Origin of the sequence: Allobrachymonas wangyanguii, from assembly GCF_045055315.1 — a bacterium.
GTDB lineage: Bacteria > Pseudomonadota > Gammaproteobacteria > Burkholderiales > Burkholderiaceae_C > Brachymonas > Brachymonas wangyanguii.
Window position 1 is genome coordinate 286,840 of the sequence record NZ_CP173677.1, and the last position, 20,392, is coordinate 307,231.

Consider the following 20,392-nt stretch of genomic DNA (forward strand, 5'->3'; position numbering starts at 1 on the left):
GTGGGAATAACCCTGATGGCGGGGAGGGCTGTTGTTTTGCTACCGTGTCACATTGCTGCTAAAACAGCATCTTGTTGACAATTTTCCAGTCTCCCCTTTTTGGCCTGTAGCCAGCATGTACGCCCCATCTTCCGCCCCGTCAGTCGCTTCCACTGCTTCCAGCGTGCCGCCCCTGCTGGAGCGGCACCGTTTTGCCACGCATGAAGAGTTGCAGGACATCACCTGGTGGCGGCTGCTGGAACCGGAACACCAGCTGCGCGTGGCGCAGGACATGCGCGTCGGGCAGGCGCATGCCGGCGAGCTGGTCTGCCGTACCGGGCGCGCGCCAACCTACTGGTTTGGCCTGCTCGAAGGTCTGCTCAAGATGAGCAATGACGGCTCGCAAGGGCAGACCATCACCTTCTCCGGCCTGGCGCCGGGCGGCTGGTTTGGCGAGGGCACGCTGATCAAGCGTGAGCCCTATCGCTACAACATCCAGGCCTTGCGCAACAGCACGGTGGCAGTGCTGCCGATCGAGACCTTCCACTGGCTGCTGGACCACTCGATTGCCTTCAACCGCTTCATCATGCGGCAACTCAATGAGCGCCTCGGCCAGTTCATCGCCGCGCGCGAGGTGGAACGGCTGGACAGTCCGGATGTGCGCGTGGCGCGCAACCTCGCGGCGCTGTTCAACCCGGTGCTGTTCCCGACGGTGGCGGACAAGATGCTGCGCATCACGCAGCAGGAGCTGGCCTATCTGGTAGGCCTGTCACGCCAGCGCGTGAACGAGGCGCTGCGCGTGCTGGCGGCGCATGGCGCGATCCGGGTTGGCTATGGCGGCTTGCTGGTGTCGGATCTGGAGTTGTTGCGGCGCGGAACCTTCGAGGCGGAATAGCCAGCAGCGGGCCGGCGCGCGATAATGCCGCATGACCGATTCCAAGCCGCCCTCCCGTCCCGTCCTGCACCGTCCGGCCAAGTCTAAACCTGCTGATACGCCCGCCCAGCCGGCCCCGTCCGGTGGCATGCGCAGCAAGGGCTACCGCTCGCACGGCGGCGCCGCCGCACTGCGGCCGCCGGCACCGCGTGCCAATGTCTGGCGCAGTGACGATCCTTCTGCACTGAAAGGGGAGGGCAAGCCGGTGCTGCGCAGCGCCGGCATGAAACGCCACGAGGGTGCCGCCCCGACCGATGGCCAGGGTCGTCCGATGCCGCGCCAGCTGGATCGCCCGCCGCAGCGCCGCCGCCCGGAAGATGGCAGGCCAGAACGTGACGAGCATCCGCGTCGTGCCTGGCGCGATGACCCGGATCGCCCGCCGCGCGCGCGTCGCCGTGACGATGCCGATTCGCGTGCGCCGCAACGCAACCGCCAGGAGCGGCCACAAGAGCGCCCGCAAGACCGCTGGCGCGATGCCGACGGTGCAGGGCGCTATCGTGACCGCGATGCAGCTTCCGCGCAACCGCCACGTGAACGCCGCGCTCCGCTGGCGCCCGCCGTACCCACCGACCGCCTGCCGGCCGATGCCGCCCCGGTGCGTGCGCGCCCGGCTGCTGCGCCCAGCTTGACCACCGGCATCCGCCTCAACAAGCGCATGGCCGAGCTTGGCCTGTGCTCGCGCCGCGAGGCCGATGAATGGATCGCGCAAGGCTGGGTGCTGGTGAATGGCGAAGCAGCCGAAACCGGCCAGCGCGTCCGTATCGAGGACGAAATCCGCGTGCAGAAGGCGGCGCGTGGCCAGCAGGAGCAGCGCGTCACCATCCTGATCCACAAGCCGGTTGGCTATGTCAGCGGCCAGCCCGAAGACGGCTACCAGAGCGCCGCCAGCCTGATCCGCGCCGCCAGCCGCTGGCAGGACTGCCAGGTGCGCCAGCGCTTCCAGCCGCAGCAGCTGCGCGGCCTGGCGCCGGCAGGTCGACTCGACATCGATTCCACCGGCCTGCTGGTGCTGACGCAGGACGGCCGCGTGGCGCGCCAGCTGATCGGCGAGGACAGCACCACCGACAAGGAATACCTGGTGCGCGTCGAATACCAGTCGCCGCGTGGCATCGTCAGTCAGGACGTGCAGTCGGTGTTCCCGGCGGACCAGCTCGCGCTGCTGCGCCATGGCCTGAGCCTGGACGGCGTGCCGCTACAGCCGGCGCAGGTGGACTGGCAAAACCTGGAGCAGTTGCGCTTCGTGCTGGTCGAAGGCAAGAAGCGCCAGATCCGCCGCATGTGCGAAGCGGTCGGGCTGAAAGTGGTCGGCCTCAAGCGCGTGCGCATCGGCCAGGTGGTGCTCGGCAAGCTGCCGGTCGGGCAGTGGCGCTACCTCGGTCCGCACGAACAGTTCTGACCCGCTGGCAGACAGGGATTAACCCGGCTCTTCGCAAGAAAGCCGGGTTTTTTGTGTCGTACATGGTAGTGTGTATGTTCAGGACAGGCCCTTGCCAACTGTCTCTGAAATGTCACCGAATCAACACTTGGCAACACGATTCTGAGTCACGTATAGGGGAAACCACTAATTTGACTTGGATCAAACGTGATACATTTAATCTTCGAAATGCAGATTGCCTGTAGCACGTTGTCGTTTTGGCGTGTCATGCGGCCTCTGCTCTCCCCACTTACCCCCAAGTTCTGGAGCTAGCACATGTCTCATCCCCTGTTCGAAAAGCACCGCGCTACCCTGGATGGCGCCCTCAACGCCATCGCCACGCGCGGCTACTGGTCGCCCTATCCCGAGATGCCGAGCCCCAAGCTCTACGGCGAAACCGCTGCCGCTGATGGCAAGGCCGCCTTCGAGGCGCATCTGGGCAAGCAGTTCGAACTGGATCAGCCGGGCCAGACTGGCTGGGGTGGCAACGAAGCCTCTCCCTACGGCATCGAGATGAACATCAAGTACCCGGTGTGCGACCACGAGGCACTGATCGCTGCCGGTCTGGACGCCATGAAGGGCTGGCAGGCCGTGGGCGCCGAAGGCCGCATGGGCATCTGCGTGGAAATCCTGGATCGTCTGCACAAGCAGGCCTTTGAAATGGGCCACGCCGTCATGATGACCACCGGCCAGGGCTGGATGATGGCCTTCCAGGCCGGTTCCGCCCACGCGCTGGACCGTGGCCTTGAGGCCGTGGCCTACGCCTGGCGCGAGCAGAGCTTCGTGCCAACCACCGCCCACTGGGAAAAGCCGCAGGGCAAGAACCCGGCGCTGGTGATGAAGAAGCACTTCGAGATCGTTGGCCGCGGTATCGGCCTGGTGATCGGTTGCGGCACCTTCCCGACCTGGAACACCTACCCCGGCCTGTTCGCTGCGCTGTCCACCGGCAACGCCGTGATCGTCAAGCCGCACAGCAACGGCATCCTGCCGGCTGCCATCACCGTGCGCACCATCCGCGCCGTGCTGGCCGAGAACGGCATCGACCCCAACCTGGTGACCCTGTGCGTCGCTGAAAAGCGCAGCGTGACCCAGGCCCTGTCCCAGCACGAATCCGTCAAGTCGATCGACTTCACCGGCAGCAACGTGTTCGGCGAGTGGCTGATCGACAACTGCCGCCAGGCGCAGGTCTACGCCGAGCTGGCTGGCGTGAACAATGTGGTGATCGAGTCCACCGACAACTACAAGGCGATGCTGAACAACCTGGCCTTCACCCTGTCGCTGTACTCCGGCCAGATGTGCACCACTACCCAGGCCGTGATCGTGCCGGCAGAAGGCATCGAGACCGACCAGGGTCACAAGAGCTATGACGAGGTTTGTGCCGACCTGGGTGCTTCCATCGAGCGTTTCCTGGGCAAGCCGGAAGTCGCCCACGCCGTGCTGGGTGCGATGCAGTCCACGGCTACGGCTGAGCGTGTCGACCTGGCCAACAGCGGTCAGCTGGGCAAGGTCGTGCTGGCCTCCAAGAAGCTGGACAACCCCGATTTCCCGAACGCCGACGTGCGCACCCCGGTGCTGCTGGCGGTGGACGCTGCCGACGAAGCCGCCTACATGGAAGAGCGCTTTGGCCCGATCAGCTTTGTCGTCAAGGCCGACAACGCCGCTGGCGCGCTGGCCCTGTCCGAGCGCATCGTCAAGACGCACGGCTCCCTGACCGTGGGTGTCTACTCCACCAAGCAGGACTACCTGGACGCCATGACCGAAGCCACCTGGCGCGGCAAGGTCGCCCTGTCGATCAACCTGCTGGGCGGCGTGTTCGTGAACCAGTCTTCCGCTTTCTCCGACTACCACGGCACCGGTGGCAACCCGTCTGCCAACGCCTCCTATGCGGATTCCGCCTTCGTGGCCAACCGCTTCCGCGTGGTGCAGCGCCGCTACCACGTCTGAGGAGTCCGGCATGACGTTTGAAACCATCACGCTGGACATCCAGCAGGGCGTGGCGCGACTGGCGCTGAATCGCCCGGACAAGATGAACAGCTTCAACGGCACCATGCACGACGAGCTGCGCGCTGCGCTGCAACAGGTGCAGGACGACGCCAGCGTGCGCGTGCTGGTGCTGACCGGCAATGGCCGTGGCTTCTGTGCTGGCCAGGACCTGGCCGATGCCGAAGTGCGCTTCGTGCCCGGCGAAGGCACGCCGCCCGACCTGGGTGACGTGGTGGAACGCCGCTACAAGCCGCTGGTGATGCAACTGGCCAGCCTGCGCGTGCCGACCATCGCCGCCGTCAACGGCATCGCCGCCGGTGCCGGCGCCAGCCTGGCGCTGGTGTGCGACATGGTGGTGGCCACCGAATCGGCCGCCTTCATGCTGCCGTTCGCCAAGATCGGCCTGATTCCCGATACCGCCTGCTCCTGGATCGTGCCGCAGCGCCTGGGCTTTGCCCGCGCCATGGGCCTGGCCATGACCGGCGAAAAGCTGCCGGCCACCAAGGCCGCCGAGTGGGGCCTGATCTGGGAAGCCGTGCCGAACGACGACTTCGCTGCCCGCATCGACGCCCTGGCTGCCCAGCTGGCCGCCATGCCGACCAAGGCCCTGGTGCGCACGCGCCAGGCCATGCTGACTGCCTCCAGCCACACGCTGGAACAGCACCTGACGCTGGAAGGCATGCTGATGCGTGAAATGGGCCGCAGCGCCGACTATGTGGAAGGCGTGTCTGCCTTCCTGGAAAAACGCGCACCGCGCTTTACCGGAGCCTGAACATGAGTCAAGCATTGCCCACCAGCCGTGTGGTTGCCGTGATTGGTGCTGGTGCCATGGGCGCCGGCATTGCCCAGGTCGCCGCCCAGGCTGGCCACACCGTGCGTCTGCTGGATGCCCGTGAAGGTGCCGCCGAACAGGCGATTGCCAACATCCGCAAGATGTTCGGCAAGCTGGCCGAGAAAGGCCGCATGAGCGCCGAAGAGGCCGAAGCCGCCGGCGCACGCCTGCTGCCGGCCGCCAGCAACCAGGAATTTGCCGATGCCGCCCTGGTGATCGAAGCCATCGTCGAGAACCTGGACGTCAAGCGCAAGCTGTTTGCCGAACTGGAAGACATCGTCGCTGCAGACGCGATCCTGGCCACCAACACCTCCTCGATCTCCGTCACCGCCATCGGCGCGGCGCTGAAGCGTCCGCAGCAGCTGGTCGGCATGCACTTCTTCAACCCGGCTCCGCTGATGAAGCTGGTTGAAGTCGTCTCCGGCCTGGCTACCGACCGCCAGGTGGCCGAGATCATCTATGACACTTCCGCTGCCTGGGGCAAGACCCCGGTGCACGCCAAGTCCACGCCCGGCTTCATCGTCAACCGCGTGGCGCGTCCCTACTACGCCGAAAGCCTGCGTCTGGCAGGCGAGGGTGCGGCCGATATCGCCACACTGGACGCGATCCTGCGCGAGGCTGGCAGCTTCCGCATGGGCCCGTTCGAGCTGATGGACATGATCGGCCACGACGTGAACTTTGCCGTGACCAAGTCGGTCTGGAACGCCTTCTACAACGACCAGCGCTTCCTGCCCTCGCTGATGCAGCAGGATCTGGTGGATGCTGGTTTCCTGGGCCGCAAGACCGGCCGTGGTTTCTACGACTACGCCGAAGGCGCCGAGAAGCCGCAACCGCAAACCGCTGCCGCCGTGGCCGCACCGGCCAACATCGTGCTGCATGGCGACTGCCCGCTGGCACAGGCACTGGCCAGCCGTCTGCAACAGGCGGGCGTGGCCTTCACGCAGCAGCCGGCGCAGGCCGATGGCCGCGTGGCGCAGATTGGCGACACCGTGCTCTGCCTGACCGATGGCCGCACGGCCACCCAGCGCGCCCATGCCTTGGGCTGCAACAACCTGGTGCTGGTGGACCTGGCGCTGGACTACACCAAGGCCACGCGCCTGGCGATTGCCGCCGCGCTGCAGGCCGATGCTGCTGCCACCGAGGCCGTGACCGGCCTGCTGCAGGCTGCCGGCTACGCCGTGTCCGTGCTGCGTGACGTGCCCGGCCTGGCCGTGATGCGTACCGTCGCCATGCTGGCCAACGAAGCGGCCGATGCAGTCAATACCGGCGTCTGCGATGTCGAGAGCACTAACGTGGCCATGCAACTGGGCGTGAACTACCCGCGCGGCCCGCTGGCCTGGGCGCAAGACGTCGGCCTGGCGCATGTGCGTGACGTGCTGGCTAACCTGGCCGCGTTCTACGGCGAAGACCGCTATCGCGTCTCGCCCTGGATCCAGCAGACCGTACTGGCAGGAGGCAAGCAGCATGGATAAGCAACCCGAACTGACGCCGCAGGAAGCCCAAGCACTGGCCACGGCGGCTGCCGATGCCATGTGGCAACGCGATGCCACCGCCCACGCCCTCGGCATGGAGCGCATCGAGGTCACGCCCGGCAAGGCCACGCTGCGCATGCGCGTGCGTCCGGACATGGCCAACGGCCACCACATTGCGCACGGCGGCATGATTTTCACGCTGGCCGACACCGCGTTTGCCTACGCCTGCAACAGCTACAACCTGAATACGGTGGCTTCGGCCTGCCATATCGATTTTCTGGCGCCGGCGCGCGAGGGCGATCTGCTCGAAGCGCGCGGCGAGGAGCGCTCCGCTTCCGGCCGTACTGGCGTCTATGACGTCACGGTCAGCGTGGTCGGTGGCCCGGTCGTGGCCCTGTTCCGCGGCAAGAGCTATCGCATCCGTGGCGAAGTGACCACCAGCTTCACTGACGCGGCCTGAGCAGTCGCACTTTTCTCCCACAACAGACAATCTGGAGACATCCATGAAACATCAACCCGCAACCAACGGCAAGGGCCTGCACGCGATCGAATCGGCCAGCCGTGATGAAATCTCTGCGCTGCAGCTCGAGCGCCTGAAGTGGTCGGTGCGCCACGCCTACGACAACGTGGCTCCCTACCGCGCCAAGTGTGAAGAGAAGGGCGTGCACCCGGATGACCTGAAGACGCTGTCCGACCTGTCGAAATTCCCCTTCATGACGAAGATCGACCTGCGCGACAACTACCCGTTTGGCCTGCTGGCCGTGCCGCGCGAGAAAGTGGCACGCGTGCACGCGTCCAGCGGCACCACCGGCAAGTCGGTGGTGGTGGGCTATACCGCCAACGACCTGGACAACTGGGCCGACCTGATTGCCCGCTCCCTGTACGGCGCCGGCGTGCGCCCGGGCGACATGGTGCAGAACTCCTACGGCTACGGCATGTTCACCGGCGGTCTGGGTGCCCACTACGGCATCGAGCGCCTGGGTTGTACTGTGGTGCCGATGTCCGGTGGCCAGACCGAGAAGCAGGTCGCGCAGATCCTGGACTTCAAGCCGGACGCCATCATGGTGACGCCGTCCTACTCGCTGGTCGTGGCCGAGGAATTCGAGCGCCTGGGCATCGATCCCAAGGACATCTCCCTGCGCGTCGGCGTGTTTGGTGCCGAGCCTTGGGGCGAAGGCATGCGTGGCGAAATCGAGCGCAAGCTGGGCATTGACGCCATCGACATCTATGGCCTGACCGAAGTCATGGGCCCGGGCGTCGCCTGCGAGTGCGTGGAAACCAAGGACGGCCCGGTGATCTGGGAAGACCACTTCTACCCCGAAATCATCGATCCGGAAACCGGCGAAGTGCTGCCCGACGGCAGCGAAGGCGAGCTGGTGTTCACTTCCCTGACCAAGGAAGCGTTCCCGGTGATCCGCTACCGCACGCGTGACCTGACCAGCCTGCAGCCGCCGACGTCCCGCTCCTTCCGCCGCATCGGCAAGATCGGCGCGCGTACCGACGACATGCTGATCGTGCGTGGCGTGAACATGTTCCCGAGCCAGGTGGAAGAGCAGATCCTGCGCGACAAGCGTCTGGCTGGCGTCTACCAGATCCACCTGAACCGTACCGGTCACATGGACAACGTGGAAGTCCACTGCGAACTGCAGCGCGAGTTCTCCGGCCACCTGAGCCCGAACGAAGTGGCGGCCATCGCCAAGGAACTGACGCACCACATCAAGACCAACATCGGCATTTCCACCAAGGTGATCGTGGTCGATTTCGACACGCTGCCGCGCACCATGACCGGCAAGGCCCGTCGTGTGTTCGACAACCGTCCGAAGCAACTGTAAGGAGTTCCCGACATGAACCAGGCTTTTATCTGTGATGCCATCCGTACGCCCATCGGCCGTTACGGCGGTGCCCTGTCCAGCGTCCGTGCCGACGATCTGGGTGCCCTGCCGATCAAGGCGCTGATGGAGCGCAACCCCCAGGTCGAATGGAATCTGGTGGATGACATCATCTATGGCTGTGCCAACCAGGCCGGCGAAGACAACCGCAACGTGGCCCGCATGAGCGGCCTGCTGGCCGGCCTGCCGGTCGATGTGCCCGGTACCACCGTGAACCGCCTGTGCGGTTCCGGCATGGACGCCGTGGGTCTGGCTGCGCGTTCCATCAAGGCCGGCGAAGCCGAGCTGATGATCGCCGGTGGCGTGGAAAGCATGAGCCGCGCGCCTTTCGTCATGCCCAAGGCCGAATCCGCCTTCAGCCGCAGCAACAGCGTGCAGGACACGACGATCGGCTGGCGCTTCATCAACCCGGCGATGAAGCAGCTGTACGAGACGCACTCCATGCCGCAGACGGCTGACAACGTGGCGGCCGATTTCGGCATCAGCCGCGCCGACCAGGACGCGCTGGCGCTGCGCTCGCAGCAGCGCTGGGCCGCCGCCAACGCCGCCGGCCGCTTTGCCGACGAGCTGATCAGCGTTACCATTCCCAAGAAGAAGGGTGATCCGGTCATCTTCACGACCGACGAGCATCCGCGCCCGGAAACCACGATCGAGCAGCTGGCCAAGCTGAAGGGCGTGAACGGCCCTGACCTGACCGTGACTGCAGGCAACGCCTCTGGCGTCAACGACGGCGCCTGCGCGCTGCTGGTGGCTTCCGAGCAGGCGGCTGGCAAGTACGGCCTGAAGCCGATCGCCCGCGTCGTCGGCATGGCCACGGCTGGCCTGGCACCGCGCATCATGGGCTTTGGCCCGGCTCCGGCCGTGCGCAAGGTGCTGGCCCAGACCGGCCTGACCCTGGCGCAGATGGACGTGATCGAGCTGAACGAAGCCTTTGCCGCGCAGGCACTGGCGGTGGTGCGCGATCTGGGCCTGGCCGATGACGCCGAGCACGTGAACCCGAATGGCGGTGCCATCGCCATGGGTCACCCGCTGGGTGCCAGCGGTGCGCGTCTGGTGACGACCGCAGCCTACGAGCTGAAGCGTCGCGGCGGCCGCTACGCGCTGTGCACCATGTGCATTGGCGTTGGTCAGGGCATTGCCATGGTCATCGAGAGCGTCTGAGCCGGAGTGTCCGCATGAGCAAGTACACGACCCTGAGCATCGAGCGCGACGGCGCGGTCGCCACCGTGTGGATGGACCGCCCCGATGTGTTCAACGCGTTTGACGAGCAGCTGATTGCCGAACTGGATCAGGCGTTTGCCGAGCTGGATCAGGACGACAGCGTGCGCGTGGTGGTGCTGGGCGGCAAGGGCAAGCATTTCTCTGCCGGCGCCGACCTGAACTGGATGAAGCGTGCCTCCACCTTCACCGAGGAAGAGAACCGCGCCGATGCCCTGCGTTTTGCCGGCATGCTGCGCCGCATGGCCACCATGTCCAAGCCGACCGTAGCCCGCGTCCAGGGTGCAGCCCTGGGTGGCGGCACCGGCCTGGCCGCCGCCTGCGATATCGCGGTGGCCAGCGATGACGCGAGCTTCGCGACCTCCGAAGTCAAGTTCGGCATCATCCCGGCGGTGATCAGCCCCTATGTGCTGCGTGCCATCGGCCCGCGCCAGTCGCTGCGTTATTTCCAGAGTGCCGAGCGCTTCAGCGCGGAGCGCGCCCAGCTGATCGGCCTGGTGCACGAAGTGTGCGCCCGTGATGATCTGGACGCCACGGTGAAGGCCGTGGTCGAACCGCTGCTTACCGGCGGCCCTGGCGCCCAGCAGGCGGCCAAGGACCTGGTGGCAGCGATCCACGGCCTGCCGATTGGCGAAGCCGCTGGAGAAGAGACTGCCCGGCGCATTGCGCGCCAGCGTGCGACCCCCGAAGCCCGCGAGGGAATCGGGGCATTCCTGGAGAAGCGCAAGCCATCCTGGCTTGCCTGAGGCTGCCCAGCCGACTCCAATTTCCCCAAGTAGTAAGGAGACTTCACTATGTATACACAGTCCTTTAGTGTTTCGGACGAGCCGGGCAAGCAGCAAAAACCGGTTCTGTCTACCGAATCGGCCGAGCAGATGGCCAAGTTCGATGCCCGCATCGACGCTGACGGCCGCATCGAGCCGCAAGACTGGATGCCCGAGGCTTACCGCAAGACCCTGGTGCGCCAGATCAGCCAGCACGCCCACAGCGAAATCGTCGGCATGCTGCCCGAAGGCAACTGGATCAGCCGCGCTCCGAGCCTGAAGCGCAAGGCGATCCTGATCGCCAAGGTGCAGGACGAGGGCGGTCACGGCCTGTACCTGTACAGCGCTGCCGAAACCCTGGGTACCGGCCGCGACAAGATGCTGGACGACCTGCATTCCGGCAAGGCCAAGTACAGCTCCATCTTCAACTACCCGACCCTGAACTGGGCCGACGTTGGCGTGATCGGCTGGCTGGTGGATGGCGCCGCCATCATGAACCAGGTGCCGCTGTGCCGCTGCTCCTACGGTCCTTACGCCCGTGCCATGGTGCGCGTGTGTAAAGAGGAATCCTTCCACCAGCGCCAGGGCTACGAAGGCCTGCTGGTGATGATGCAGGGTACCGAAGCACAGAAGGCCATGGTGCAGGACGCCGTGAACCGCCTGTGGTGGAAGTGCCTGGCCATGTTTGGCCCCCCGGACGCCGACAGCCCCAACAGTGCCCTGGGCATGCGCTGGGGTATCAAGCGCGTTTCCAACGACGATCTGCGTCAGAAGTTCATCGACGCTACCGTGCCGCAGGCCAAGGTGCTGGGCGTGACCCTGCCCGATCCGGACCTGAAGTGGAACGAAGAGCGTGGTCACTACGACTACGGCCAGATCGACTGGAACGAATTCTGGGAAACCGTTAACGGCAATGGTCCTTGCAACAAGGAGCGTTTGTCCACCCGCGTGAAAGCGCACAACGATGGTGCATGGGTTCGCGAAGCCGCAAACGCCCACGCCCGCAAGCAACAGCAACGTCAAATCAAGGAGGCAGCATGAGCATCGAACTTAAGGATTGGCCCCTGTGGGAAGTATTCGTCCGCAGCAAGCAGGGTCTGGAGCACAAGCACTGTGGCAGCCTGCACGCGTCTGACGCGGCGCACGCCCTCGAAGCCGCACGTGATGTGTACACCCGTCGCCAGGAAGGCGTGAGCATCTGGGTGGTGGAATCCAAGAAGATTACCGCCAGCAACCCGGATGACAAGGGCGAGCTGTTCGATCCGGCCGCCGACAAGATCTACCGCCATCCGACCTTCTACGAGATCCCGGAAGAAGTGGGGCACATGTAATGAGCGCAACGACTGAATACCTGTTGCACCTGGCGGACAACGCCGTGGTGCTGGGCCAGCGCAACGCCGAATGGTGCGGCCACGGCCCCGCGATCGAGGAAGACATCGCCCTGGCGAACGTCAGCCTGGACCTGATCGGTCAGGCGCGCCTGCTGTACCAGCAGGCCGCCGAGCGCATCGGCAACGGCGCGACGGAAGACCAGCTGGCCTATTTCCGCGATGTGCCGGATTTCCGCAACTACACGCTGCTGGAACTGCCGCACCACTCCGCGCTGGTCGGTTACGCCAAGTCCAACATGGACTACGGCACCACCATCGTGCGCAACTTCCTGTACAGCGCCCTGATGGTGCTGGTGTGGGATCGCCTGCAGTCTTCTTCCGACGAGCAACTGGCTGCCATCGCTGCCAAGTCGCTGAAGGAAGTGCGCTACCACCTGCGTCACTCGCGTGACTGGCTGGTGCGTCTGGGTGACGGCACGGAAGAGTCGCACGAGCGCGCCCAGGCTGCCCTGGACCACCTGATGCCCTACACCGAGGAATTCTGGAAGAACTCCGCGATGGAACAGGCTGCCCTGGCAGCTGGCGTCGGTGTCGACATGGCCGTGCTGCGCCCGCAGTGGGACGAGCTGGTGAATGACGCCCTGGCACAGGCTACGCTGACGCGTCCGGCCTTCCCGGGTGGCTACATCACCCAGGGCAAGGAAGGTGTGCACTCCGAACATCTGGGCTTCCTGCTGAGCGAAATGCAGGGTCTGGCACGCGCCCACCCGGGCGCCAGCTGGTAAGGCCATGAGTACGCAGTTCGATCAGGACACTGTCCAGGCGGCCTGGGCCGCCCTGGAACAGTTGGCCGACCCCGAAATCCCCGTGGTGTCGCTGCGGGAGCTTGGCATCCTGCGCGATATCCGCATGGGGGAAGAGGGGTTGGAAGTGGTGATCACGCCTACCTACAGCGGCTGCCCGGCGATGGGCCAGATCGAGGATGACGTCAGCGCCACGCTGCAGGCCGCCGGCCTGCAGGGCCGCGTCGTCACCCAGCTGGCACCGGCCTGGACGACCGACTGGATGACGGATGAAGCGCACGAGAAACTGCGGGCCTACGGCATTGCGCCGCCGCAGAACCGTTGCGCCAGCCAGCCGTTGTCAGGGGAGAGCGTGCTGCGCTTTGTGCACCAGGCCAGCAGGCCCGAGGTGGTGCCCTGCCCGAAGTGTGGTTCCAGCAATACGACGGAATCCTCGCACTTCGGCTCCACTGCCTGCAAGGCCCTTTACAAGTGCCTGGACTGCCAGGAGCCTTTCGACTATTTCAAGCCCTATTAAAAAGAGATTGGGAGACTTTCATGTCCATTCCTCGTTTTCATGACCTGAAGGTCAAGCGCGTCAATCCGGAAGCGGCTGGCTCTGTAGCCATCGCTTTCGAGATTCCGCAAAGCCAGCGCGCTGACTTCCAGTTCGAACCCGGTCAGTTCCTGACCGTGCGCGCCACCATCGATGGCCAGGATGTGCGCCGCAACTACTCGATCAGCAGCTCGCGCAGCCGCTTCACCAACAACGGCGAGATCGAGATCGGCATCCGTCCGGTGATCGACGGCCTGTTCTCCAACTGGGCTGCCGAGAACGTCAAGCCCGGCCAGACCCTGTCGGTGATGCCGCCCGAAGGCCGTTTCACGGTCAAGAAGGCCCGTGCCCTGCACCGCGTCGGTTTTGCGGCCGGCTCCGGCATCACCCCGATCCTGTCGATCGCGGCGACCACGCTGGAAGAGCAGCCCGAGTCCAAGTTCACCCTGGTGTACGGCAACCGCCGCATGTCCAGCGTGATGTTCAACGAAGCCCTGCAGGATCTGAAGGACCGCTACGCCGGCCGCTTCACCATGATCCACATCCTGTCGCGCCAGGCGCAGGAAGTGGACCTGCTGCAAGGCCGCATCGACGCCGAGAAGGTGCAGGCCCTGATCGACACGCTGCTGCCGGCCAAGAGCATGGACGAGGTGTTCATCTGTGGTCCCGAGGCGATGATCGACGCTACCGCTGCGGCCCTGGTGGCTGCCGGTGTGCCCGAAAGCCGTGTCTACAGCGAGCGCTTCGCCACCTCTCCGGCCCAGGCGGCCAAGGTGCAGGCTGACTCCGACGCGGCTGATGCCAAGATCGCTGCGGCCAAGGACAAGATGATGACCGTGGTGCTGGACGGCAAGGAGTACGAGATCCCGGTGAGCTCGGACGACCACCTGCTGGACGCCGCACTGGATGCCGGTCTGGATCTGCCGTTCTCCTGCAAGGCCGGTGTCTGCTGCACCTGCCGCTGCAAGGTGGTGTCTGGCGACACCGTGATGGACAAGAACTTCACGCTGGAAGCCGACGAAGTGGCACAGGGCTATGTCCTGAGCTGCCAGGCGCGCGCTACCAGCCCGAACGTGGTTCTGAGCTTCGACGAGCGCTGATCCAGCGTTAGCCAAGCCTGATCGACCCGCCCGCCGGCCTTGCCGGTTGGCGGGTCGTTCTTTTTGGGGCTCCCCCGGCATCTGCCTGGGGAGCCCTTTGTGTGTGAGGGCTGTGGCCTGTCTGTGTGCTTCTGCGGCAGGCCGGCAGCGGATGTGCGCCATGGCCGACCATGCTGCACTGGGATGCGGCATGGCGGGCCGGGTGCGACGGTGGGCCAGCAAGGCAGCAAGCAGCAAGACCAGCCAGTCAGCACACCAAGGCTACGCATGACGGGAGGCAGCAGGGCTGCTGGTCAGTTCGTGATTTGCCCGATCAGCAGGGCGTGAGCCAAGGGATCTATGCTGCTCTGCTGTCAGGAGGCTGCCTGCAGCCTTGATCCACAGGATGGCGGGGGACACGTATGCCGACGCTCTGGAGCGGCGTTGGCGGACGTCTGGGCACGCCAGAGACGCACAAGCGCTCCTGCCTGCATCCCCCAGCCCAGCGTCCACTAAAAAGGCCTGTCTGCAAGCAGACAGGCCTGGCGGGATCATGATCCGTTTACATGCCCAGTCGTTTGGAAACTGGTGTCATGCCAGGGATTCAGACCTTGGTGATGCGGCCACTGACCGGCGGGATGTGGCGCTTGATCAGCATCAGCGCGAAGGCCGAGCCGAACATGCCCACAGCCAGCAGCGTCAGGAAGCCATTGGCACCGGCAGCAGTGATCACGGCGGCGCCGATAAAGGCACTCACGATGCCGCCGCCACGGCCCACGGCCAGCGCCATGGCGGTACCGGTAGCGCGGATCGCGGTCGGGTAGACATAGGCACACAGGGCGTACAGCAGCACCTGGGAGGCACTCACGAACAGGCCGTGGATACCGAAGCCGGTGATCAGCATCTGCGTGTCCTGCTTGGTATCGATACCCATCATGGCCACCGCCACGATACCTGCCAGCAGCGCCATGATGATCATCGGGATGCGCGAGCCGAAGCGGTTCACGATCAGGGCACACAGCAGCGAACCGACCACGCCACCGACGTTGTAGGCGGTCAGGCCCTGGCTGGCCAGTGCGACCGGCAGGCCTTCGCTGGTCAGCATTGTCGGCAGCCAGCTGTAGGCGCTGTACAGCGACAGCACGACCATGAAGAAGGCCAGCCACAGGCCGATGGTGTCACGCGCATAATCGCTGGTGAACAGGCCCTTGAAGCCGACGGCCTGCTTGGCGTTGGCGGAAGCAGCGGCTTCCAGGGAATCGGTGAACTCGGCGTTGGCCGGGGTCGGGCGCTCCAGGCGGTTCAGCAGCTTGACCAGCTCCTGCCAGCGCTGTCGCTGACGGGCCAGGAAACGCGGCGATTCCGGCAGGAAGGCGAACAGCACCAGGCTGAAGGCCATCGGGATGGCGCCGCCAATCCAGAACAGCGCGCGCCAGCCGTAAGTCGGCAGCACCCAGCCGGCAAACAGGCCGGCCAGCATGCCACCCAGCGGGAAGCAGACGATGGAGATGGTCACCGCCATGGTGCGCGAACGCGCCGGGGCGTATTCAGCCGTCATGGTGGAGCAGCTCGGCAGCGCGCCGCCAATGCCCAGGCCGGCGATGAAGCGCAGGATGATGATGCTCTGCACATCCGGGGCAAAGCCGATGGCCACGGTAGCGGCACCGAACAGCAGCACGCTGAAGGCCAGTACCAGGCGGCGGCCGATGCGGTCGGCGATGCTGCCGGCCATGGCCATGCCGACGGCCATGCCGATCAGGCCGGAGGCCACGGCAGGGGCGAAGGCGGCACGCGTGATGCCCCATTCCTTGATGATCATCGGAATGGCAAAGCCGATCAGCTGACCGTCAAAGCCATCCAGCACGATGGCCATGGCGCACAGGAAGATCACGCCTTTCTGCAGGGCGGTAAACGGTCCCTGGTCGAGCGCGTGCCCGATATCGATGACCGGGTTGCCGGCCGTGGTGGTTTGACTCATGGGGTCTCCAGATTGATTTAGATCAAGAATCGCTCAATAAGCGCGAACTATATCAGCGGAGCCACAACGTGTTACCAAAACCTAGGGAAAGCGATAATCAAATGTGTCACGTTGGCGGCCGGAATGTTGCGTGCAGCCGTCAATCCGGGGCCGGGAGCGGGAGGCTGCACTGGCACCAGTGTCGGCCAGCTGGCGTCACGGCACCAGTAGCGCTTCTACCCGGTTCAGCACCTCGGCCGGCATGCTGATGGGCCGGCCCCATTCGCGCGTGGTTTCACCCGGCCACTTGTTGGTGGCGTCCAGCCCCATCTTGCTGCCCAGGCCGCTGACGGGCGAGGCGAAGTCGAGGTAGTCGATCGGGGTGTTTTCCACCAGCATGGTGTCGCGCGCCGGGTCGCAGCGCGTGGTCATGGCCCAGACCACGTCGTTCCAGTTGCGGATGTCCACGTCCTCGTCTACCACGATGATGAACTTGGTGTACATGAACTGGCGCAGATGCCCCCAGATGCCCATCATCACGCGGCGCGCGTGACCGGGGTAGGCCTTGCGTACCTGCACCACTGCCATGCGGTAGCTGCAGCCTTCGGGCGGCAGGTAGAAATCGGTCACTTCCGGCAGGTGGCGCTGCAGCAGCGGCACGAACAGCTCGTTGAGCACCTGGCCGAGGACGGCCGGCTCGTCCGGCGGGCGGCCGGTGTAGGTCGAGTGGTAGATCGCATCGTGGCGCTGCGTGATGCGGTCCACGGTGAACACCGGGAACTCGGCCTGCTCGTTGTAGTAGCCGGTGTGGTCGCCATACGGACCTTCCAGTGCATGTGCATAGCCGCTCGGGTGGCTGGCGTCGGGCTGGATATGGCCTTCGAGCACGATTTCGGCATGCGCCGGCACCTGCAGCGTGCTGCCCAGCGCCCGGGCGACTTCGGTCTTGCTGCCGCGCAGCAGGCCGGCGAACTGATATTCGGACAGGGCATCAGGCACCGGCACCACGGCACCGAGCAGCGCGGCCGGATCGGCACCGAGCGCCACCGCTACCGGGAACGGCTGGCCCGGATGCGCCAGCGCATGCTCGCGGAAGTCCAGTGCGCCGCCGCGATGCGGCAGCCAGCGCATGATCAGCTGATGGCGCGACAGCAGCTGCTGGCGGTAGATGCCCAGGTTCTGGCGCGGTTTGTGCGGGCCACGCGTGATGGTCAGGCCCCAGGTCACCAGCGGCGCCACATCGCCGGGCCAGCAGTGCTGGATCGGCAGTGCCGTCAGGTCGACCTCGTCGCCCTGTTGCACGATCTGCTGGCAGGGCGGATGCGCCACGGTGCGCGGTGCCATGTGCCAGAGCGACTTGAGCAGGCCGCTCATGCCGAGCATCTCGCGCAGGCCTTGCGGCGCGGATGGCTCCTTCATGTCGGCCAGCACGTGGCCCAGTTCGCGCACCTGCGCCAGCGACTGCACGCCCATGGCCTGCATCACGCGCTGCTGCGTGCCGAACAGGTTGCCGAGCACCGGGTGCTGGTGGCCGGTGGGCTGGGTGAATAGCAGTGCCGGGCCGCCCTGGCGCAAGGTGTGGTCGCAGACAGCCGTCATTTCCAGATAGGGCGAGACCGGCTTGTGGATGCGGCGCAGCTGGCCGGCACTTTCCAGCTGCTGGATGAAATCACGCAGGTCGCGGTACATGGTCGGGGCGGGTCAATGCGGGGTCGGGGCTGGCATGTCGGCGTCGGGCAGGCCGCTCCAGCCTGCCGCGAGCGCATGCGGTACGTCGATCAGGTCCAGCAGCCGGGCCACGCAGTGGCGCACCATGTCTTCCATGGTCTGCGGATGCTGGTAGAACGCCGGCACCGGCGGGTAGATGATGGCACCCATTTCGGTCACGCTGGTCATGTTGCGCAGGTGCGCCAGGTTCAGCGGCGCCTCGCGCGCCACCAGCACCAGGCGACGGCGCTCCTTCAGCATGACGTCGGCGGCGCGCGTCAGCAGGTTGTCGCCCAGACCGTGCGCGATCGCGCCCAGGGTGCGCATCGAGCAGGGCGCGATCACCATAGCACTGCAGCGGAACGAGCCGCTGGCAATGGTGGCACCAACGGCGTTGATGTCGTGGATCTGGTGCGCCAGCGCGGCGATATCGGCTGGCCCCAGGTCCAGTTCGTGGCGCAGCGTGAGCCAGGCGGCATCGCTGACGGTGACATGGGTCTCGATCCCGGGCAGCGTCTGCAGGGCCTGCAGCAGGCGCACCGCCAGCACGGCACCGCTGGCGCCGGAGATGCCGACCACGATGCGCCGCGGGTTCATGCGGCGTCGCTGTCTTTCGCCTTCGGCTGGACGCCGGCAGACTGGTTGCGTTCGGGCAGCGGCGTGGCGGTGATGTCGGCGATGACATGGCCGATCACTTCTTCGGCCTGTTCCGGATCGAAATCCTGGTGCAGCTTCTTGCGCACGCCCTGTTCCTGCAGCTGGAAATGGCGGTCCGGCGTGATCTGGTGGCGTGCCAGCGTGTTGTGCACGCACTGCAGCTGGCAGCCGTCCAGCGCGATGATCGGACGCCCCGAAGCGGCCAGCTTGACCAGCGAAGGCACATCACCGCCTACGCCGGCAATGCAGGACATCTCGGCCACGCCACGGCGGTCGAGTTGCAGGGCGACGTGGTTGGCCAGCTGGGCAGCGCTGGAACAACCGGAGCAGGAATACACCAGGGCTTGCTGGTCACGGGGCTTGGACATGAGACCTCCTTGGACTCTCAGCGGGGCGGCAGTCGCTCCCGCAGGCGTTGCAACAGCGCACGCGGATGTGGCGGGCGCGGCAGGCGGCGCAGATCGGACAGCTGGAACTGGCGCGGGTCGAACACCGGCAGCTCCATGGCGTCGAGGGTGTTCTTGACCATCAGGCCGAGTTCGGTATCGCCTTCCATGCTCAGGCGCCGGTTGAAGAACAGCGTATCAGGATCCTGCGAGCGGCGCGCCAGCGCGATGAAATCACTGGCGTGGGCACGGATGATCAGGTCCGGTGTGCCCTGCACCCGGTGCAGCGGCGCAAAGCGCGTGCCCTGCCAGCAAAAGTCGCAGTGCACGCCGGCATCGCGCACGGCCAGCCGCAGCGTGCGGCCCTGCAAGGCTTCGGCCACGTCTTCCGGCAGCTGGCGTGCCAGCGTCAGGTTCAGCGCGCCGACAAACAGCAGGGCACCGGGCCAGCGCGGCAGGCGCTGCAGCACGCCCGACACCGGTGCGGGCAGGGTGAAATCATCGGGGATCAGGTGGGTAGAAGACATCATGGCTCTCCGGGAGGCGATCAGGCCGGCACGCTGACCTGCTCCATGCCGGAGCGGCCATGCCAGTAGCCGTTGCAGGGCTGGTCCGGCAGCAGCGGCAGCATCTGCGCGTGGGCTTCGGCCGGTGTCAGGCGCTGCTCGAGGGCATCGCGCCAGAGCTGCACCAGCGTGGCCATGTGCTGCGATTGCGGGCTCAGGCGCAGCACGTCCACGCCCATGGCCTGCAGCGCCGGCAGTTCCTGCACCAGGTTGCAGACATGGGCGGATTGCGTCTGGATGCCGTTGAGCGTGAGGAAGGCTTCGCCATCACGCGTTTGCAGCAGCAGGCCGTCGGGATAGTCGATGCAGCTGAACTGGCAATCGTCCTTGGGCAGATTGCGGTGGCGTGCGGTAAAGCAGCGTGCCGAAAACGCCAGCGGCATGCGGCCGAGGGCAAAGATTTCGGTCTGCAGGCCGGCCGGGCGCAGTTGCTGCAGCGACTGCAGATCGGTCTGGTTCAGCTCCAGCGGCGGCAGCCAGCGCGTGGCGCCGAGATCGGCCATCCACTGCAGCGTTGGCTGGTTGTACAGGTTCAGGTGCGGGCCGGCGACAAAGGGCAGCTTGCCGGCCACCATCTGCACCGCGCCCATGTCATTCGCTTCGACCAGGAATTCGCCGTTGTCGATGATGCGGCGCGCGGTGGCGGCATCGGCGCTGGACTCGACCAGCACCTGGGTCGAGAGAATCGCCTGCTTGCCGGCATCGCGCAGCATGCGGGCGACGTCGATCCAGTCGCTCAGGCGCAGCTCGTGGCGGCGCGAACAGACCGCTTCGCCCAGGTAGACGATGTCCACCGGGGCCTCGGCCATCTGCTGGTAGAAGTCGAATACGGTGTCGCGTGGCCAGTAGTAGAGCAGCGGCCCCAGGGCCAGTTGCATGCGGGAAG

The 20,392-nt window shown here is 65.6% G+C and carries 19 protein-coding genes and 1 pseudogene; 14 read left to right on the top strand and 6 right to left on the bottom strand.

All coding sequences use genetic code 11. The annotated features are described in order from the left end of the window. The first annotated feature begins 115 nt into the window (after nucleotides 1-115). From ACI3EV_RS01320 to paaE, 14 genes and pseudogenes are all read left to right on the top strand, one after another. Complete coding sequence (locus ACI3EV_RS01320) at nucleotides 116-874, top strand: Crp/Fnr family transcriptional regulator (protein ID WP_329770662.1); 759 nt, start codon at nucleotides 116-118, stop codon at nucleotides 872-874. Between the two features lie 451 nt (nucleotides 875-1,325). Further along, nucleotides 1,326-2,309: pseudogene (locus ACI3EV_RS01325) on the top strand (pseudouridine synthase); the annotation flags it as partial. Nucleotides 2,310-2,603: 294 nt separating this feature from the next. Next, the gene (gene paaN / locus ACI3EV_RS01330) at nucleotides 2,604-4,271 is read left to right on the top strand and encodes a phenylacetic acid degradation protein PaaN (protein ID WP_337691946.1); all 1,668 of its coding nucleotides are present in this window, start codon (nucleotides 2,604-2,606) and stop codon (nucleotides 4,269-4,271) included. A 10-nt stretch (nucleotides 4,272-4,281) separates the two neighbouring features. Continuing rightward, complete coding sequence (locus tag ACI3EV_RS01335; RefSeq protein WP_329770664.1) at nucleotides 4,282-5,082, top strand: enoyl-CoA hydratase-related protein; 801 nt, start codon at nucleotides 4,282-4,284, stop codon at nucleotides 5,080-5,082. Nucleotides 5,083-5,084: 2 nt separating this feature from the next. Continuing rightward, nucleotides 5,085-6,614: a 3-hydroxyacyl-CoA dehydrogenase PaaH gene (gene paaH, locus ACI3EV_RS01340; RefSeq protein WP_337691945.1), complete on the top strand. Its 1,530-nt coding sequence runs from the start codon at nucleotides 5,085-5,087 to the stop codon at nucleotides 6,612-6,614. Beyond that, entirely contained in the window at nucleotides 6,607-7,074 is a 468-nt protein-coding gene (gene paaI, locus ACI3EV_RS01345) for a hydroxyphenylacetyl-CoA thioesterase PaaI (RefSeq protein ID WP_329770666.1), read from the top strand. Before paaH ends, paaI begins: the two co-directional genes overlap by 8 nt. Nucleotides 7,075-7,117: 43 nt before the next feature. Then, entirely contained in the window at nucleotides 7,118-8,446 is a 1,329-nt protein-coding gene (paaK, locus tag ACI3EV_RS01350) for a phenylacetate--CoA ligase PaaK (RefSeq protein ID WP_329770667.1), read from the top strand. Nucleotides 8,447-8,458: 12 nt separating this feature from the next. Beyond that, complete coding sequence (pcaF, locus tag ACI3EV_RS01355) at nucleotides 8,459-9,664, top strand: 3-oxoadipyl-CoA thiolase (RefSeq protein ID WP_337691944.1); 1,206 nt, start codon at nucleotides 8,459-8,461, stop codon at nucleotides 9,662-9,664. Between the two features lie 14 nt (nucleotides 9,665-9,678). Next, entirely contained in the window at nucleotides 9,679-10,467 is a 789-nt protein-coding gene (locus ACI3EV_RS01360) for an enoyl-CoA hydratase/isomerase family protein (RefSeq protein WP_329770669.1), read from the top strand. Between the two features lie 48 nt (nucleotides 10,468-10,515). Next, a complete protein-coding gene (gene paaA / locus ACI3EV_RS01365; RefSeq protein WP_329770670.1) occupies nucleotides 10,516-11,526 on the top strand; it encodes a 1,2-phenylacetyl-CoA epoxidase subunit PaaA in 1,011 nt (336 codons plus the stop codon). Beyond that, on the top strand, nucleotides 11,523-11,816 hold the full coding sequence (paaB, locus tag ACI3EV_RS01370; protein ID WP_018715823.1) for a 1,2-phenylacetyl-CoA epoxidase subunit PaaB: 294 nt from the start codon (nucleotides 11,523-11,525) through the stop codon (nucleotides 11,814-11,816). The genes paaA and paaB overlap by 4 nt, the downstream gene beginning before the upstream one ends. Next, nucleotides 11,816-12,601 (top strand): 1,2-phenylacetyl-CoA epoxidase subunit PaaC, encoded by a 786-nt coding sequence (gene paaC, locus ACI3EV_RS01375; RefSeq protein ID WP_329770671.1) that lies wholly within the window; start codon nucleotides 11,816-11,818, stop codon nucleotides 12,599-12,601. The genes paaB and paaC overlap by 1 nt, the downstream gene beginning before the upstream one ends. Nucleotides 12,602-12,605: 4 nt before the next feature. After that, nucleotides 12,606-13,136 carry a 1,2-phenylacetyl-CoA epoxidase subunit PaaD gene (gene paaD / locus ACI3EV_RS01380; protein ID WP_329770672.1) on the top strand — a complete coding sequence of 177 codons (531 nt, stop codon included), beginning with the start codon at nucleotides 12,606-12,608 and terminating at the stop codon, nucleotides 13,134-13,136. 20 nt (nucleotides 13,137-13,156) lie between these two features. Further along, entirely contained in the window at nucleotides 13,157-14,254 is a 1,098-nt protein-coding gene (gene paaE / locus ACI3EV_RS01385; RefSeq protein WP_329770674.1) for a 1,2-phenylacetyl-CoA epoxidase subunit PaaE, read from the top strand. Between the two features lie 583 nt (nucleotides 14,255-14,837). Here the strand turns inward: paaE and ACI3EV_RS01390 are convergent. The 6 genes from ACI3EV_RS01390 to ACI3EV_RS01415 form a co-directional block, all read right to left on the bottom strand. Further along, a complete protein-coding gene (locus ACI3EV_RS01390) occupies nucleotides 14,838-16,211 on the bottom strand; it encodes an MFS transporter (protein WP_337691943.1) in 1,374 nt (457 codons plus the stop codon). Between the two features lie 195 nt (nucleotides 16,212-16,406). After that, a complete protein-coding gene (locus tag ACI3EV_RS01395; RefSeq protein WP_329770676.1) occupies nucleotides 16,407-17,879 on the bottom strand; it encodes a UbiD family decarboxylase in 1,473 nt (490 codons plus the stop codon). Nucleotides 17,880-17,891: 12 nt separating this feature from the next. Next, a complete protein-coding gene (locus ACI3EV_RS01400; RefSeq protein WP_329770677.1) occupies nucleotides 17,892-18,494 on the bottom strand; it encodes a UbiX family flavin prenyltransferase in 603 nt (200 codons plus the stop codon). Further along, nucleotides 18,491-18,922, bottom strand: coding sequence for a putative zinc-binding protein (locus ACI3EV_RS01405; protein WP_329770678.1), 432 nt, complete (start codon nucleotides 18,920-18,922; stop codon nucleotides 18,491-18,493). Before ACI3EV_RS01405 ends, ACI3EV_RS01400 begins: the two co-directional genes overlap by 4 nt. Before the next feature lie 17 nt (nucleotides 18,923-18,939). Next, the gene (locus ACI3EV_RS01410; RefSeq protein WP_405198010.1) at nucleotides 18,940-19,470 is read right to left on the bottom strand and encodes an SCP2 domain-containing protein; all 531 of its coding nucleotides are present in this window, start codon (nucleotides 19,468-19,470) and stop codon (nucleotides 18,940-18,942) included. A gap of 17 nt (nucleotides 19,471-19,487) precedes the next feature. Continuing rightward, nucleotides 19,488-20,384 carry a U32 family peptidase gene (locus ACI3EV_RS01415; RefSeq protein WP_329770756.1) on the bottom strand — a complete coding sequence of 299 codons (897 nt, stop codon included), beginning with the start codon at nucleotides 20,382-20,384 and terminating at the stop codon, nucleotides 19,488-19,490. Nucleotides 20,385-20,392 lie beyond the last annotated feature (8 nt).

Coding starts and splice junctions, on each gene's coding strand:
- ACI3EV_RS01320 (WP_329770662.1), top strand. CDS start 116: ATGTACGCCCCATCTTCCGCCCCGTCAGTCGCTTCCACTGCTTCCAGC.
- paaN (WP_337691946.1), top strand. CDS start 2,604: ATGTCTCATCCCCTGTTCGAAAAGCACCGCGCTACCCTGGATGGCGCC.
- ACI3EV_RS01335 (WP_329770664.1), top strand. CDS start 4,282: ATGACGTTTGAAACCATCACGCTGGACATCCAGCAGGGCGTGGCGCGA.
- paaH (WP_337691945.1), top strand. CDS start 5,085: ATGAGTCAAGCATTGCCCACCAGCCGTGTGGTTGCCGTGATTGGTGCT.
- paaI (WP_329770666.1), top strand. CDS start 6,607: ATGGATAAGCAACCCGAACTGACGCCGCAGGAAGCCCAAGCACTGGCC.
- paaK (WP_329770667.1), top strand. CDS start 7,118: ATGAAACATCAACCCGCAACCAACGGCAAGGGCCTGCACGCGATCGAA.
- pcaF (WP_337691944.1), top strand. CDS start 8,459: ATGAACCAGGCTTTTATCTGTGATGCCATCCGTACGCCCATCGGCCGT.
- ACI3EV_RS01360 (WP_329770669.1), top strand. CDS start 9,679: ATGAGCAAGTACACGACCCTGAGCATCGAGCGCGACGGCGCGGTCGCC.
- paaA (WP_329770670.1), top strand. CDS start 10,516: ATGTATACACAGTCCTTTAGTGTTTCGGACGAGCCGGGCAAGCAGCAA.
- paaB (WP_018715823.1), top strand. CDS start 11,523: ATGAGCATCGAACTTAAGGATTGGCCCCTGTGGGAAGTATTCGTCCGC.
- paaC (WP_329770671.1), top strand. CDS start 11,816: ATGAGCGCAACGACTGAATACCTGTTGCACCTGGCGGACAACGCCGTG.
- paaD (WP_329770672.1), top strand. CDS start 12,606: ATGAGTACGCAGTTCGATCAGGACACTGTCCAGGCGGCCTGGGCCGCC.
- paaE (WP_329770674.1), top strand. CDS start 13,157: ATGTCCATTCCTCGTTTTCATGACCTGAAGGTCAAGCGCGTCAATCCG.
- ACI3EV_RS01390 (WP_337691943.1), bottom strand. CDS start 16,211: ATGAGTCAAACCACCACGGCCGGCAACCCGGTCATCGATATCGGGCAC.
- ACI3EV_RS01395 (WP_329770676.1), bottom strand. CDS start 17,879: ATGTACCGCGACCTGCGTGATTTCATCCAGCAGCTGGAAAGTGCCGGC.
- ACI3EV_RS01400 (WP_329770677.1), bottom strand. CDS start 18,494: ATGAACCCGCGGCGCATCGTGGTCGGCATCTCCGGCGCCAGCGGTGCC.
- ACI3EV_RS01405 (WP_329770678.1), bottom strand. CDS start 18,922: ATGTCCAAGCCCCGTGACCAGCAAGCCCTGGTGTATTCCTGCTCCGGT.
- ACI3EV_RS01410 (WP_405198010.1), bottom strand. CDS start 19,470: ATGATGTCTTCTACCCACCTGATCCCCGATGATTTCACCCTGCCCGCA.
- ACI3EV_RS01415 (WP_329770756.1), bottom strand. CDS start 20,384: ATGCAACTGGCCCTGGGGCCGCTGCTCTACTACTGGCCACGCGACACC.